Raw genomic sequence first — 14,379 nt, forward strand, 5'->3', positions numbered from 1 at the left:
CGGCCGTTCGGGCCGTGGGGCGCCACTCCGTTTCCCCCCTCCCGAATAACTAGTCCTTTTCGGCGACGACATCACCCGGAAGGAGGGGTCTCCGGTGTGCAACCGTCCGGGAAAAGGACGCGTCCTCAAAACCTGAGGAGAGCTGCACCGAAATCCCTGCGGAATTCCCTCCGCGGGGGCAACACTGGGGACCGACCGAGAGATACGGGGGCGGCCATGGAACCCACCTCGAGCCGCAGCACCACCACACCGCAGCGAAAGAACTCCACCATGTGTCAGCATCAACCACCCTGCCCGTCAGCCGACTCCCCCGACCGCGAGGCCGCCCTCCTGGTGGCGCACTTCCCGGAACAGGGCTGGAGCCTGCTGTGCAACGGCGTCCTCCTCTTCGAGGACACCGGTGAGCTGCTGCCGGACGGGCGGATCATCGCGCCGCACCGGCCGCCGATCGCCGAGCACGCCACGACCGCGGCCTGAAGCACGACGGCGCGCCGCACCGCGCCACGGCGTCCACCGCGCGCACCGGCACGGACCGGGCCCCCGACCTGCGCCGGGGGCCCTCTCGCCGTCCGTTCCCGCGCCGGTGCGCGGCGGCCGGGTCAGCCGTCGTACTCCTCCAGCGGCGGGCACGCGCAGACCAGGTTGCGGTCGCCGTAGGCACCGTCGATGCGCCGCACCGGAGGCCAGTACTTGTCGGCCGCGACGACCCCGCCGGGGAAGGCCGCCTCCTCGCGCCCGTAGGGGCGTCCCCACTCCCCCGCGATCTGCGCCGCCGTGTGCGGGGCGTTGCGCAGCGGATTGTCCTCCACGCTCCACTCGCCCGAGGCGACCTTCTCGATCTCGGCCCGGATCGCGATCATCGCGTCGCAGAAGCGGTCCAGCTCCGCCAGGTCCTCGCTCTCGGTGGGCTCGATCATCAGCGTGCCGGCCACGGGGAAGGACATCGTCGGGGCGTGGAAGCCGTAGTCGATCAGCCGCTTGGCCACGTCGTCGATGCTGACCCCGGTGGCCTTGGTCAGCGGACGGACGTCGATGATGCACTCGTGCGCCACCAGCCCGCCCGGACCGGTGTAGAGCACCGGGTAGTGCGGCTCCAGCCGCTTGGCGACGTAGTTGGCGCTCAGCACCGCCACCTGGGTGGCGCGCCGCAGCCCCTCGCCGCCCATCAGCCGCACGTACGCCCACGAGATGGGCAGGATGCCCGCCGAGCCCCACGGCGCCGCCGAGATCGGCCCCACGCCCGTCTCGGGCCCGGCGGCGGGCTGGAGCGGGTGGTTGGGCAGGTAGGGCGCGAGGTGGGCGCGGACCCCGATCGGGCCGACGCCCGGGCCGCCGCCGCCGTGCGGGATGCAGAACGTCTTGTGCAGGTTCAGGTGGGAGACGTCCGCGCCGAACCTGCCCGGCCTGGCCAGGCCGACCAGCGCGTTGAGGTTGGCGCCGTCCACGTAGACCTGGCCGCCGGCGTCGTGGACCGCCGCGCAGATGTCGGTGATGTGCTCCTCGAACACCCCGTGGGTGGACGGGTAGGTCACCATCAGCACCGCGAGCTCCTCACGGTGCTTGTCGATCTTGGCCCGCAGGTCCTCGACGTCCACGTCGCCGTTCTCGCCGGTCTTGACGACCACGACCTTCATCCCGGCCATCACGGCGCTCGCGGCGTTGGTGCCGTGCGCGGAGGACGGGATGAGGCAGACGGTGCGCCGCTCGTCGCCGTTGGCGCGGTGGTAGGCCCGTACCGCCAGCAGCCCCGCCAGCTCGCCCTGCGATCCGGCGTTGGGCTGGAGGGAGACCTTGTCGTAGCCGGTGATCTCCGCCAGCCGCTCCTCCAGCTCGCGGATCAGCGTCAGGTAGCCCTCGGCCTGGTCGGCGGGCGCGAAGGGGTGCAGACCGCCGAACTCCGGCCAGGTGATGGGCTCCATCTCGGCGGTGGCGTTGAGCTTCATGGTGCACGAGCCCAGCGGGATCATGCCGCGGTCCAGCGCGTAGTCCCGGTCGGCGAGGCGGCGCAGGTAGCGCAGCATCGCGGTCTCGGAGCGGTACCGGTGGAAGACGGGGTGGGTCAGGTAGTCGCTCTCGCGCAGCAGCTCCCCGGGCAGGGCGTCTCCGGTGGCGGCGTCCAGCCGGTCGACGTCCTCCAGCCGGGCCCGCACTCCGAAGGACTCCCAGACGGCGGCGAGGTGCTCGCGTCGGGTGGTCTCGTCGCAGGCGACGCCGACGTGGTCGGCGTCGACCCGCCGCAGGTTGATCCCGGCCTCCAGGGCGGCGGCGACGACCTCGTCGGCCCGGCCCGGCACCCGTGCGGTGACGGTGTCGAAGAACGCGTCGTGCACGACCTCGACGCCGCCCTCGCGCAGCCCGGCGGCCAGGACGGCGGCGAGGCGGTGGGTGCGGCGGGCGATGGCGGCCAGCCCGTCGGGGCCGTGGTAGACGGCGTACATCGAGGCCATCACGGCGAGCAGCACCTGGGCGGTGCAGATGTTGCTGGTGGCCCTCTCGCGGCGGATGTGCTGCTCGCGCGTCTGCAGGGCCAGGCGGTACGCCGTGGTGCCGTCGGCGTCCACCGAGACGCCGACCAGCCGGCCGGGCAGGTTGCGCGCGTAGGCCTCCCGTACGGCCATGTATCCGGCGTGCGGCCCGCCGAAGCCCATCGGCACGCCGAAGCGCTGGGTGGTGCCCACCGCGATGTCGGCGCCCAGCTCGCCGGGCGGGGTCAGCAGGGTCAGGGCGAGCAGGTCGGCCGCGACCGTGACGACGGCGCCCAGCTCGTGCGCCCGCTCGACGACGGGGCGCAGGTCCCGTACGGCGCCCGAGGCGCCCGGGTACTGCAGCAGGACGCCGAAGACGCCGCGCTCGGCGATCTCGGCGGGGATGCCGTCGGACAGGTCGGCGACCACGACCTCGACCCCGGTGGGCTCGGCACGGGTCTCGATCACGGCGACGGTCTGCGGCAGGCAGTCGGCGTCGACCAGGAACACGCCGCCCTTGACCTTGCCGACGCGCCGGGAGAGCGCCATGGCCTCGGCCGCCGCGGTGCCCTCGTCCAGCAGCGAGGCGCCGGCGGTGGGCAGGCCGGTCAGGTCCGCCACCATGGTCTGGAAGTTCAGCAGCGCCTCCAGGCGCCCCTGGGAGATCTCCGGCTGGTAGGGCGTGTAGGCGGTGTACCAGGCCGGGTTCTCCATGACGTTGCGCAGGATGACCGGCGGGGTGAAGGTGCCGTGGTAGCCCAGGCCGATCATGGGCTGCAGCACCCGGTTGCGGGAGGCCAGGGAGCGCAGTTCGGCGAGGACCTCCGCCTCGCTGCGGGCCGCGGGCAGGTTCAGCGCCTCGGTGCTCCTGATCACCTCGGGCACCGCGGCGGCGGTCAGCTCGTCGAGCGACCCGTAACCCACCTGGGCGAGCATCTTGGCCCGGTCGCCGGCGTCGGGGCCGATGTGGCGTTCCTCGAAGGGCGTGCCCCGCTCCAGCGCGGTGAGGGAGATGCGGTCGTGTGTCATCTGCGGAGGCCTCCTGGTCTGTGCGACCTGCGAGGGGCACCACGGCACGGGCGCCCGAACGGCCTCCCCCTCTGTCATCTCGACCTGAGAGCTTCACCGGTCCGCGCCCGCGGTCCGGTTTTCACCGTCGGTGAGGAGGGGCGGCGGTGTCGTTCGTCCGCGCCCGCCCTGCTTTCCAGAGTGACCTCGCCCGCGCGGTACGTGTGCCTGAGAGATTCCGGGGAGGGTTTGCTCCTTCGGCGCCTCCGGCGTCTGCCGTCGGAGGACTCTCCCGCTCGGGGTCAGCAGCCGTTTCAGAGCCTACCAGCGACGGGTGCCGCCGGCCTCGTGTCGTTCCGGTCCCGTTGTCGAGTGGCCGATGCACCGAATGTGCCCTTTCGTTGTTTGTAGTCCTCGTTTCCGAACAAGCGCGACTTCATGCGAGCAGTTGGAGGGACCGTGCAGACCGACATCGATCCGCGGCACCTGATAGGGCTCAAGGCGTTCGACCGCGACGGGCAGAAGATCGGCACCGTCGACGAGGTGTACCTCGACGACGCCACCGGCGTGCCGGAGTGGGCGGCGGTGCGCACCGGCCTCTTCGGCCGCGACGCCTTCGTCCCGCTGGAACCCAGCGAGGTGGTGGACGGGGCGCTGCGGGTCCCCTTCGAGCGCTCCCTGGTCAAGGGCGCGCCGGACTTCGGCGTGGGCCACCACCTCTCCCCCGAGCAGGAGCTGATGCTCTACCGCCACTACGGGCTGGACGTGTCCGTCGAGGCGTCCCTGTCCGACGACGAGATGACCTTCGGACGGATCGCGGGGTCGGAGGGCTGACCGACCCGGAGGGGAAGCGGGTCGGAGGGCTCCAGTTCCGGGTCGTCCACCGCGAAGGTGCGCACCCGGCCCGGCGGTGATCCGGGTTCCTCGAACCGCACCGTCACCCGCCCCAGACCGCTGCCCTGGACCCAGCCCGGCCCGTACCGCGCGTGCCGCACGTCCAGACCGGGCAGCCAGCGACGTACGGCCCCCGAGACCTCCCCGGCCGCCGGGGCGACCGCCACGGGCGGAGCCGGCCGCGGCGGCCGGTCGCCCTGGAGAGCATCGCCGGCCTGGGCGAACAGGTCCTCCTGGGTGAAGTCGGCCAGGCCGCTCACCCCGACCCCCAGCAGCCGCACCCCGGCGGTGGTGTCCACCCCCTCGATCAGCCGCGCGGCGGCCTCCCTGACGACCGCCGGATCGTCCGTGGGACCGCGCAGCGTCTCGGAGCGGGTGAGGGTGGAGAAGTCGTAGTTGCGCACCTTGATCACCACCGTGCGTCCGGAGCGCCCCGCCTTCCGCAACCGTTCCACGCAGCGGTCGGCCAGCCGGGCGATCTCCGCGTGGATCCGGGCGCGATCGGTGAGGTCGGTGTCGAAGGTGTCCTCCACCGAGACCGACTTGGCGTCCCGGTCGGCCACCACCGGCCGCTCGTCGATCCCCTGCGCCATCATGTGGAGCGCCGTGCCGTGCGCCCGGCCCAGCAGACGGACCAGTTCCGCCTCCCCGGCCTCGACGACCTCCCCGACGGTCGCCACCCCCGCCCGGCGGAGCGTCTGCTCGGTGGCGGGGCCCACCCCGGGCAGCGTGCGCACCGGCATCGGGGCCAGCAGGGCGCGTTCGGTGCCGGGCCGGATCACCACCAGTCCGTCGGGCTTGGCCTGTTCCGAAGCGATCTTGGCGAGCATCTTCGAGCCGGCCAGTCCGACCGAGCCGCTGAGCCCGGTGGCGGCCCGGATGTCCCGGCGCAGCCGTTCGCCGACGGCGCGGGCCTCCCGCGCCGACGCCACCCTCGAGCCGCCCGCCTGGAGGTCCACGAACGCCTCGTCCAAGCTCAGCGGCTCCACCAGCGGCGACAGCGCGCGCAGCAGGCCCATCACCACGTCGCTCACCTGGCGGTAGAGGCCGAAGCGGGGCGTGAGGTAGGCGGCGTTCGGGCACAGCCGCCGGGCCTGCGCCATCGGCATCGCCGAGTGCACTCCGAAGGGACGGGCCTCGTAGGAGGCGGTGGCGACCACCCCGCGCGGGCCGAGGCCGCCGACGATCACGGGCTTCCCGCGCAGGCTGGGCTTGGCCGCCTGCTCCACGGCGGCGTAGAACGCGTCCATGTCCAGGTGCAGGATCGTCGGTGCCCCTCTCACACCTGCGATGCTGCCCCACGCCTCTGACAACCGCGACGGCCGTCTCCGCACGTGCCCGGAGAACCTCCGGGCACGTGCCCCGGGCGGCGCCGGCCGGGCTCGTCCGGGGGTCAGCCCGCCCGGTTGCGGCGCCGCGCCAACTCGTCGGCGGGGTTGTTCCCGACCAGCGTCTCCCCGGTGTCGACCCGCTCGGCGTGAAGCTGGGACAGGACGGTCTCGACGTCCCGCCACACCACTCCGACGGCGATCCCGAAGACGCCTTGGCCGCCCTGGAGGAGGTCGACGACCTCGTCGGGCGAGGAGCACTCGTAGACCGTCGCCCCGTCGCTCATCAACGTGATGTGCGCGAGGTCGCCGAGTCCGCGCGCGCGGAGGTGCTTCACGGCCGTGCGGATGTTCTGCAGGGACACCCCGGCGTCCAGGAGCCGCTTGACGATCTTGAGGACGACCACGTCGCGGAAGCTGTAGAGCCGCTGGGTGCCGGAGCCGTACGCCGGGCGGACGCTCGGCTCGACCAGCCCCGTGCGGGCCCAGTAGTCCAGCTGCCTGTACGTGATGCCCGCCGCCGCGCACGCGGTGGGACCCCGGTAGCCGATCAGCTCGGAGTCGGCGTCCCGCGCTGCGGAGGCGGACTGCGCAGAGGGCCGTATGGAGGATCCGTGCAACGGATACGGATCGCTCGCCGCCCTACTGTCGCCGGTGCTTCTCACGCCGACCCTCCGTCCTTCACGTCCCGTGGATACGCCCCGGGACCTGCCCAATCGACGGTAGGCAGTCACCTGGGGTGCGTCAACGATCGCCACACTCGGCACGCCGAGTGATAATCACCCAAGGGGTGGTTTCGCGTGTCCTCATCACGGGAATGGGTGCCGGAATGGTCTGACGCGGAATGCGCGTCCTACTGGTTGCTGGTACCGAAGTCCTCCGGAGAGATCTGGTCGAGGAATTCGCGGAACTTCTCCACCTCGTCCTCCTGCTCGTCGGGGATCGCGATCCCCGCGTCGTCCAGCACACCGTCGCTGCCGTAGATCGGCGTCCCGGTACGCAGGGCCAGCGCTATGGCATCGGACGGCCGCGCGCTCACCTCCACGCCACTGGCGAAGACCAGCTCGGCGTAGAAGACCCCCTCCCGCAGGTCGGTGATCCGCACGGCGGTGAGCTCCTGGCCCACCGCTTCCAGAACGTCCTTGAACAGGTCATGGGTCAGCGGGCGGGCGGGCGTCATGCCCTGTTGGGCGAAGGCGATCGCGGTCGCCTCCCCCGGACCGATCCAGATGGGAAGGTACCGGTCGCCTCCCACCTCACGCAGGAGAACGATCGGCTGGTTGGAGGGCATTTCGACCCGGACACCCACAACGTCGAGCTCGTTCACACAGCAACCCTAGGACGTGCCCGCCCTCTTTGGGTAGTCGAGTCCCCCGCCATCTCAGTGGAGCCGCGTCTTCAGCGCCGACTGGACCAAGGCGGCGTGCAGCCGCACCGCCAGCGTCGCCAGCTCCCGCGCGGTCGTCTCGGCGTGTGCCCTGGTCTGCGGATTCCGGTGCCGGCGCAGCGGCGCGACCACCTGCTCGACCAGCCCCGCCTCCCGTTCGGCCGCGGCCTTCACCACGCGCAGGTGGCGGGGTTCCAGGCCGTACCGCCCCAGGTCGGCGACGATCCGGGCGACGGTGACCGTCTCGGCGTCGTATCCGCCGTCCCGGGCCGGGCCGATCAGCCCGTACGACTCCCACTCCCGGAGCTGCTCCTCGTCCGCCTCCGTGGCGGCCAGCAGCTCGGCACGCCCCACCCGCGACGTGGCGGGACCGTCGGAACCGGCGGTGGCCTCACCGTCCGGGCCGGAGTTCGGGACCGGGAAGCCGTCCAACGGATCGAACGGCCGCGTCGGCCCGGGCAGCCGGATCTCCTCGCCCCGGTCGAGTGCGTCGAGCTGTTCCCGGATGACCCGCAGCGGCAGGTAGTGATCACGCTGCAGCCGCAGCACCCGGCTCAGCCGCTCCACGTCCGCCGCACTGAACTTGCGGTAGCCCGACGGAGTGCGCTGCGGTTCCACGAGGCCCTCGGACTCCAGGAAGCGGATCTTGGAGATGGTCACCTCGGGGAACTCGTCCCGCAACAGGTTGAGCACGGCGCCGATGCTCATCGGGCCGGTTTCCTCGGCGGCGGTGCCCTTGCGGGCACCGCCGGACCGCGATTGCAGCATGGGGCGTCCCCGGGACGGTCGGTCGGATCAGACGGTCCTCTTGCTCGCGAAGAAGACCAGCCGGTACTTGCCGATCTGGACCTCGTCGCCGTTGTTGAGCACGACCGAGTCGATCCGCTCACGGTTGACGTACGTGCCGTTGAGGCTGCCGACGTCGGCGACGGTGAACCGGCCGTCCGGGCCACGTCGGAACTCCACGTGGCTCCGGGAGACGGTCACATCATCCAGGAAGATGTCGCTCTGGGGGTGCCGCCCCGCCGTCGTCAGCTCGCTGTCCAGCAGGAAGCGGCTGCCGGAGTTCGGTCCTCGGCGCACCACCAGCAGCGCCGAGCCCATCGGCAGGGCGTCCACGGCGGCCTGTGCCTCGGGCGACAGCGGCGGCGCGGTCTGCCCCGTCATCTCGGCCTCGTAGGCCTCCAGGCCCGAGATCGAGATGGTGGAGGTGGTCTCCGAGGAACGCTCCGGCGCGGGCGCGCCACCGTGCAGCGGCGCACCGCAGTTGGAGCAGAACCGGCTCGTCTGGGCGACCCGGCTCCCACACCTCGCGCAGACCGACGCGTCGGCCCCTCCGCCCGCGGGCGAGCCCGCCGGCGCCTCCGAGCCTATGCGGCCGGACGCTCCCTGGTCACCGGAGACGGGACCGTGGCCGCTCGTGTTGCCGCCGCCACCGGGAGCGACCTCGTCACGGAAGAGCGGACGCTGCGTGTTCTCGGCCGATTCGCCGCCTCGTGGCGCACGGTGACGCGCACCGTCGCCGGAGTCCTGGCGCTTGCCGAACAACTTCCCAAGAAAACTCACGGGCGATTCCCCTCGCACGAAACAGACCCGCCCGTGGGGCAGGACAGACCCTCGATGCTCACAGTGGCCGTACCGGACGTCTTCACAACGTCCCCGGCCTTCGGACAGTTTCCCTTACTCGTTGGTCGGCAAGCCCGCCGACCCCCCGGTTTCTCTCGCATCGGCTCACTGTGATGACGACTGAGCGTAGTCAGGCCGCTTCGCCGATCGCAAGGCATCCACGACGATCTTCTCTGAACGGGTTATGGACACGGTGGCCTGCTCCTTCTCCAGGGTCTGGACGACGCCGCCCGGGATGTTCAGCGCGGGCTCGATGTCCTGGGGCTTGCCGATGACCTCGAAACTGTAGGGCGCGGACACCTTGCGGCCGTCGATCCTGATGTCGCCGTCGCTGTCCGTGAAGTGGGTGCTCGTCACCACTCGCACGTCGTTGACCTCGATGGCCTCGGCACCTGCGGCGCGCAGCTCCTGGATGGTGTCCAGCAGCATGTGCGCCTCCACCGCGCCCACGGGATCGGTCACCGTCATCCGGATGCCCGGCCCCTCGGCGGCCACCGTACCCGCCAGCACGCCCAACTGCCGTGCCCGCTCCTGGGTCTGGCGGCGGGCCTCCTCGGCCTGGTTCGAGCTGTTCTCCAACTCCGAGCGCTGGTTCTCCAGCCTCCGCTTCTCCTCCTCCAGCCGCTCGGTGCGGCTGTCCAACTCGTCGAGGATCCGCACGAGATCCTCCTGCCGCGCACCGCGCAGCGGGCTGTTCTCGCTGGTCGACCGGACCTGGATCGCGAGTCCCAGACCGAGGACGAACAGCAGCGCCGCCACGGTGAGTTGGTTGCGGTTCACCCTCGGCGGCCACAGCCCGCGGATCAGCCGCTCCCGCCCGGTGGGCGCCGACCCCGCCTCGGACGGGGCCGCCGGCTCGCCGGGGCCGGTGCCCTTCGACTCCGCCGGTCCCGCGGCCTTCTCCCGCTCCTCTTCCGGGCCTTCGCCCGGTGCCCTGTCGTCGCTCATCACTCACTCACGCCCGGAACACGTGCCGCCGGATGGCGGCGGCATTGGAGAAGATACGGATGCCCAACACCACCACGACGCCGGTCGACAGCTGCGCGCCGACACCCAGCTTGTCGCCGAGGAAGACGATCAGGGCGGCCACCACCACGTTGGACAGGAACGACACGACGAACACCTTGTCGTCGAAGATGCCGTCCAGCATCGCACGCAGACCGCCGAACACCGCGTCCAACGCGGCCACGACGGCGATCGGCAGATAGGGCTCGACGACCGTCGGCACCACGGGACGGACCACGAGCCCGGCCACGACTCCCACGATGAGGCCCAAAACGGCGATCACGATGTACTGCCCTCTCCTGTCTTCACGGGCTCGGCTGTGCGCACGGTCAGGCTGGGGGCGGCGGGCAGCCGCACCTCGTCCTGCACGGAGATGCGGGTGACGATGCCGTAGCTGTCCTGCAGCACGTCCAGATACCGGCCGTCGCCGCTGTTCTGGAACTCGGTGCTCAGCCGCTCCCCGTCTCCGATCGCGAGCAGCGTGTACGGCGGCACCAACGGCTTGTTGTCGACGAGTATGGCGTCACCGGCGGCGCGGATGGCCGACAGGGCCGTCAGACGTTGGCCGTTGACCGAGATCGCCTCGGCTCCCGACTGCCACAGCCCGTTGACGACGCGCTGCAGGTCCCTGTCCCGCACCCGTCCGGTGTCGGCGAAGCTGGTGCTCTGGCGAGGCCCGCCGTTCTCGCCCTGTCCGGCGTCCTCGGCGTCGTCGACGACCAGCTTGATCCCCGGCCCCTCGACCGGCACGGCCCCGGCCAGCAGGGCGACCAGCTCGCTCCGGTCGCCACCGTGCTCCTGCAGGGCCTTCCGCTGCATCTCCGCGACCTTCCCGCGGAGATCGTCCACGTTCTTCTGCAGGTCGTCGGCGTCCCGACTGCCGTCCTCGATCCGGTCGATCAGTTCCTGCCGCTCCCTGGCGTCCGTGGGCGCCTCGTAGCGCGCCTGGGCGGCCCCGAGCGTGACCACCAGCGCCGCGAGGACGAGACCGGCGGCCAGTCCGAGCTTGGCCCGCAGCGTGCGGGGAAGCCCGGACCGGCCCTCGGCGCCCCGACGGGCCGCGGCTTCCGCGTAGCCGTCGTCGAGGCTGTGCTCCATCACATTGGTCAGGAGCGACATGGAGGCATCGGGTCGCGCAGGCCGTGAGGGCGTGCTCCGTACGGGGTGCTGCTGCGACATGCCGCACATCGTCGCACGTCCGGGCCCGTACCGCCGAACGGGGCCTCCGGAGCGCCGGATCACGCCGGCTTCCGGAGGCCCCGTCGGGCTCGGACGTCAGCGTCCGGCGCTGTCGACCACCGCCGACCACTCGTCGAGCAGCGCCTGGGCGGAGGCGTCGTCGGGGCCCTCGGCCCACAGGTGCGTGACGGCCTCGGCCGGGTCCGGCAGGACCATGACCCACCGGCCGTCGGACTCCACCACGCGCACGCCGTCGGTCGTGTCGACGGAACGGTCGCCCGCGGCCTCGACGACCCGCCGCATGACCAGACCCTTGACGGCCCAGGGGGTGGCCAGGTCCCGGCGCAGCACGTGGGCCTGCGGAATACGGGCGTCGATCTGGCTCAGCGTGAGCTGGGTCCGGGCCACGAGCCCGAGCAGTCGCACGAAGGCGGCCGTGCCGTCGAAGACGCTGCTGAACTCCGGCACGATGAACCCGCCGCGGCCGTCGCCTCCGAAGATGGTGGCGTCGTCACGGCCGACCCTGGTGAGGTCGTCGGGCGAGGTCGTGGTCCACTCCACCTGGGTGCCGTGGTAGGCGGCCACCTGCTCGGCGATGCGGGTCGTGGTCACCGGCAGGGCGACCTTGCCGCTGCGCCGCTCGGCGGCGATCAGGTCGAGCATCACCAACAGCGCCCGCTGGTCCTCGATGATCCTGCCGCGCTCGTCGACCAGGGAGATCCGCTCGCCCACCGGGTCGAACCGGACGCCGAAGGCGGCCCGGGCCGAGGCGACGATCTCTCCCAGCCGTACGAGCCCGGAACGGCGGGTGTCCGCGGTCTCGGTGGGCCGCGACTCGTCGAGGCCCGGGTTGATCGTCAGCGAGTCGACGCCGAGCCGGCCGAGCAGGCTGGGCAGGACGAGCCCGGCGCTGCCGTTGGAGGCGTCCACCACGACCTTGAGCCCGGACTCGGCGACACCGGTGGTGTCCACCGCCCTCAGCAGCGTTCCCGTGTAGGAGTCGAACACGCTCGCCGGGAAGCTCAGGTCGCCGATCTCGCCGGGGAACGCCCTGCGGTACTCCTGCCGGGCGTAGACGCGGTCCAGCTTGCGCTGGCCCGCCTGGGAGAGGTCGGCGCCCCGCTCGTCGAAGAACATGATGTCGACGGAGTCGGGGATGCCCGGCGTCGTGCGGATCATGATGCCGCCCGCACTGCCCCGCGCGGTCTGCTGCCGTGCCACGGGCAACGGCACGTTCTCCAGGTCGCGCACGTCGATGGCGCTGGCCTGTAGGGCCGAGATCACCGCACGCTTGAGTGCCCGGGCGCCTCGGGAGTGGTCGCGGGCGGTGGTGACGGTCGCCCCCTTCTTCAGGGTGGTGGCGTACGCTCCGGCGAGCCGTACGGCCAGCTCCGGCGTGATCTCCACGTTCAGGATGCCGGAGACGCCACGGGCCCCGAACAGATGGGCCTGACCGCGGGACTCCCAGATGACGGAGGTGTTGACGAACGCGCCCGCCTCGACGGTCTTGAAGGGGTAGACGCGGACGTTGCCCTGGACGATGGATTCCTCACCGACCAGGCACTCGTCACCGATGACCGCCCCGTCCTCGATCCTGGCGGCGCGCATCACGTCGGTGTTCTTGCCGATGACACAGCCGCGGAGGTTGGACTGCGGGCCGATGTAAACGTTGTCGTGGACCACGGCCTTGTGCAGGAAGGCGCCGCTCTTGACGACCACGTTGGAACCGATGACCGTGTGCTCGCGGAGCTCGGCGCCGGCCTCCACCTTGGCGTAGTCGCCGATGTACAGCGGGCCCCTCAGCACGGCGTCCGGGTGGACCTCGGCCCCTTCGGCGATCCAGACCCCCGGGGAGATCTCGAAGCCGTCGAGGTCGACGTCGACCTTCCCCTCGAGGACGTCGGCCTGGGCCTTCACATAGCTCTCGTGGGTGCCGACGTCCTCCCAGTAGCCTTCGGCGACATAGCCGTAGATCGGCTTGCCCTCCTTCATCAGCTGCGGGAAGACGTCACCCGACCAGTCGACGGGAACATCGGGCTCGACGTAGTCGAAGATCTCCGGTTCCATGACGTAGATGCCGGTGTTGACGGTGTCGGAGAACACCTGCCCCCAGGTCGGCTTCTCCAGGAACCGCTCGACCTTCCCGTCGTCGTCGACGATGGTGATGCCGAACTCCAGCGGGTTCGGCACCCGGGTGAGGCACACGGTCACCATCGCACCGCGCTCGCGGTGGAAATTGATGAGCTCGGTCAGGTCGAAGTCGGTGAGGGCATCGCCGGAAATGACGAGGAACGAGTCGTCCTTGAGGGCTTCCTCGGCGTTTTTGACGCTACCGGCGGTACCGAGCGGCTTTTCCTCGTTGGCGTAGGTGAGCTCCATGCCGAGCTCCTCGCCGTCACCGAAATAGTTCTTGACCAGAGAGGCCAGGAACTGTACGGTCACCACGGTCTCGGTGAGACCATGCCGCTTGAGCAGCCTGAGCACGTGCTCCATGATGGGCCTGTTGGCCACCGGCAGCAGCGGCTTGGGCATACTCGCGGTCATAGGGCGAAGACGGGTGCCTTCGCCACCGGCCATTACAACGGCCTTCATGTCGGAAGCGTCCTCCTTGAAGAGACGTCACTCACGCCGACTGTTCCCTACCGGGGAGACCCGTGAATCCCTGAAGGGCTACCCGACCCACAGCGCGAAGAGAGCCGGGGCTTAGTCGACAGCGGCGTCCGCCTTGACGAGTCGGCGGACTTGGACCACGTAGAGGATCCCTGCCCACCAGTACAGAGTTGTACCCCAGCCTGCGAACGCCCATCCGAAAATAGCAGCGAGTGACGGAATCCACCCGTTTCCGTCACTGAGCAGCAGCAGAGGGAAGGCGTACATCAGGTTGAAGGTGGCGGCTTTCCCGAGGAAGTTGACCTGTGGGGGCGCAAATCCGTGCCGGTCGAGGACCCAGATCGCGACCAGCAACATGAGCTCGCGCGCCAGGAGCAACCCGGTCAGCCAGAGCGGGAGGATGCCGCGCCACGTCAGCCCGACGAGGGTGGAGAGGATGTACAGCCGGTCCGCGGCCGGGTCCAGGATGCGACCGAGTCCGCTGATCTGGTTCCAGCGCCGGGCGAGCTTGCCGTCCAGGTAGTCGCTGACGCCGCTGAGCGCGAGCACGAGCAGGGCCCAACCGTCGGCGTTCGGGCCCCCGAACTCCGGCCAGAGGATCAGCCACAGGAAGACCGGCACACCGACGAGCCGCGCCATGCTGAGGATGTTGGGGATGGTGAGGACGCGGTCCGTCTGGACGCGCGTCTCCTGGACCTCCACCCGGGACCTCCCGTGAGTCCGTACCAACGATGCCTCCTGACGATACCCGCAGCGTGACGCGACGGCCGGAAGGGGGTCCGGAAACAAGCCGGAACGGAGCCCCTGAAATGCTTCCGAACACGGAAAAGCCCCGTCGGTTCGATACCCGACGGGGCTTTTCCTCACGAATTGTTCG

General features: G+C 70.8%; 13 protein-coding genes and 2 riboswitches. Of the genes, 2 read left to right on the plus strand and 11 right to left on the minus strand.

Annotated features, from left to right (window positions below; translation table 11 throughout):
• Positions 1 to 270: 270 nt before the first annotated feature.
• Positions 271 to 477 carry a DUF5999 family protein gene (locus ABD335_RS25810; protein ID WP_344327842.1) on the plus strand — a complete coding sequence of 69 codons (207 nt, stop codon included), beginning with the start codon at positions 271 to 273 and terminating at the stop codon, positions 475 to 477.
• A gap of 122 nt (positions 478 to 599) precedes the next feature.
• On the opposite strand, the gene gcvP is transcribed toward ABD335_RS25810, so the two are convergent.
• On the minus strand, positions 600 to 3,494 hold the full coding sequence (gcvP, locus tag ABD335_RS25815) for an aminomethyl-transferring glycine dehydrogenase (protein ID WP_344327819.1): 2,895 nt from the start codon (positions 3,492 to 3,494) through the stop codon (positions 600 to 602).
• Between the two features lie 64 nt (positions 3,495 to 3,558).
• Positions 3,559 to 3,678: riboswitch (glycine riboswitch) on the minus strand.
• A gap of 1 nt (position 3,679) precedes the next feature.
• A riboswitch (glycine riboswitch) is annotated at positions 3,680 to 3,778 on the minus strand.
• 133 nt (positions 3,779 to 3,911) lie between these two features.
• On the opposite strand from gcvP, the gene ABD335_RS25820 reads away from it, so the two are divergent.
• Positions 3,912 to 4,307 carry a PRC-barrel domain-containing protein gene (locus ABD335_RS25820; RefSeq protein ID WP_344327821.1) on the plus strand — a complete coding sequence of 132 codons (396 nt, stop codon included), beginning with the start codon at positions 3,912 to 3,914 and terminating at the stop codon, positions 4,305 to 4,307.
• Here ABD335_RS25820 and ABD335_RS25825 read toward each other — a convergent pair.
• The 10 genes from ABD335_RS25825 to clsA form a co-directional block, all read right to left on the minus strand.
• Complete coding sequence (locus ABD335_RS25825) at positions 4,226 to 5,650, minus strand: DNA polymerase IV (protein WP_344327823.1); 1,425 nt, start codon at positions 5,648 to 5,650, stop codon at positions 4,226 to 4,228. The two genes, ABD335_RS25820 and ABD335_RS25825, sit on opposite strands and share 82 nt — an antisense overlap.
• Before the next feature lie 110 nt (positions 5,651 to 5,760).
• Complete coding sequence (locus ABD335_RS25830) at positions 5,761 to 6,360, minus strand: MerR family transcriptional regulator (protein ID WP_344327824.1); 600 nt, start codon at positions 6,358 to 6,360, stop codon at positions 5,761 to 5,763.
• Between the two features lie 188 nt (positions 6,361 to 6,548).
• Positions 6,549 to 7,022, minus strand: coding sequence for a bifunctional nuclease family protein (locus ABD335_RS25835; RefSeq protein WP_093658537.1), 474 nt, complete (start codon positions 7,020 to 7,022; stop codon positions 6,549 to 6,551).
• Positions 7,023 to 7,076: 54 nt separating this feature from the next.
• Positions 7,077 to 7,850, minus strand: a complete 774-nt coding sequence (ftsR, locus tag ABD335_RS25840) for a transcriptional regulator FtsR (protein ID WP_344327826.1) — start codon at positions 7,848 to 7,850, stop codon at positions 7,077 to 7,079.
• 27 nt (positions 7,851 to 7,877) lie between these two features.
• Positions 7,878 to 8,648, minus strand: coding sequence for a zinc-ribbon and FHA domain-containing protein (locus ABD335_RS25845; RefSeq protein ID WP_344327828.1), 771 nt, complete (start codon positions 8,646 to 8,648; stop codon positions 7,878 to 7,880).
• A 165-nt stretch (positions 8,649 to 8,813) separates the two neighbouring features.
• Entirely contained in the window at positions 8,814 to 9,656 is an 843-nt protein-coding gene (locus tag ABD335_RS25850) for a DUF881 domain-containing protein (protein WP_344327829.1), read from the minus strand.
• A 7-nt stretch (positions 9,657 to 9,663) separates the two neighbouring features.
• A complete protein-coding gene (locus ABD335_RS25855; RefSeq protein WP_027750352.1) occupies positions 9,664 to 9,996 on the minus strand; it encodes a small basic family protein in 333 nt (110 codons plus the stop codon).
• Positions 9,993 to 10,901 carry a DUF881 domain-containing protein gene (locus ABD335_RS25860; RefSeq protein WP_344327832.1) on the minus strand — a complete coding sequence of 303 codons (909 nt, stop codon included), beginning with the start codon at positions 10,899 to 10,901 and terminating at the stop codon, positions 9,993 to 9,995. The genes ABD335_RS25855 and ABD335_RS25860 overlap by 4 nt, the downstream gene beginning before the upstream one ends.
• 87 nt (positions 10,902 to 10,988) lie before the next feature.
• Positions 10,989 to 13,484, minus strand: a complete 2,496-nt coding sequence (locus ABD335_RS25865) for a sugar phosphate nucleotidyltransferase (protein WP_344327833.1) — start codon at positions 13,482 to 13,484, stop codon at positions 10,989 to 10,991.
• A gap of 111 nt (positions 13,485 to 13,595) precedes the next feature.
• A complete protein-coding gene (gene clsA / locus ABD335_RS25870) occupies positions 13,596 to 14,204 on the minus strand; it encodes a cardiolipin synthase ClsA (protein ID WP_344327836.1) in 609 nt (202 codons plus the stop codon).
• Positions 14,205 to 14,379: the final 175 nt, after the last annotated feature.

Source organism: Streptomyces macrosporus, from assembly GCF_039533145.1.
GTDB classification, from domain to species: domain Bacteria; phylum Actinomycetota; class Actinomycetes; order Streptomycetales; family Streptomycetaceae; genus Streptomyces; species Streptomyces macrosporus.

Bases quoted from the DNA above. Each gene is read 5' to 3' on its own strand.
- ABD335_RS25810 (WP_344327842.1), top strand. From the start codon at position 271: ATGTGTCAGCATCAACCACCCTGCCCGTCAGCCGACTCCCCCGACCGC.
- gcvP (WP_344327819.1), bottom strand. From the start codon at position 3,494: ATGACACACGACCGCATCTCCCTCACCGCGCTGGAGCGGGGCACGCCC.
- ABD335_RS25820 (WP_344327821.1), top strand. From the start codon at position 3,912: ATGCGAGCAGTTGGAGGGACCGTGCAGACCGACATCGATCCGCGGCAC.
- ftsR (WP_344327826.1), bottom strand. From the start codon at position 7,850: ATGCTGCAATCGCGGTCCGGCGGTGCCCGCAAGGGCACCGCCGCCGAG.
- ABD335_RS25850 (WP_344327829.1), bottom strand. From the start codon at position 9,656: ATGAGCGACGACAGGGCACCGGGCGAAGGCCCGGAAGAGGAGCGGGAG.
- ABD335_RS25860 (WP_344327832.1), bottom strand. From the start codon at position 10,901: ATGTGCGGCATGTCGCAGCAGCACCCCGTACGGAGCACGCCCTCACGG.
- ABD335_RS25865 (WP_344327833.1), bottom strand. From the start codon at position 13,484: ATGAAGGCCGTTGTAATGGCCGGTGGCGAAGGCACCCGTCTTCGCCCT.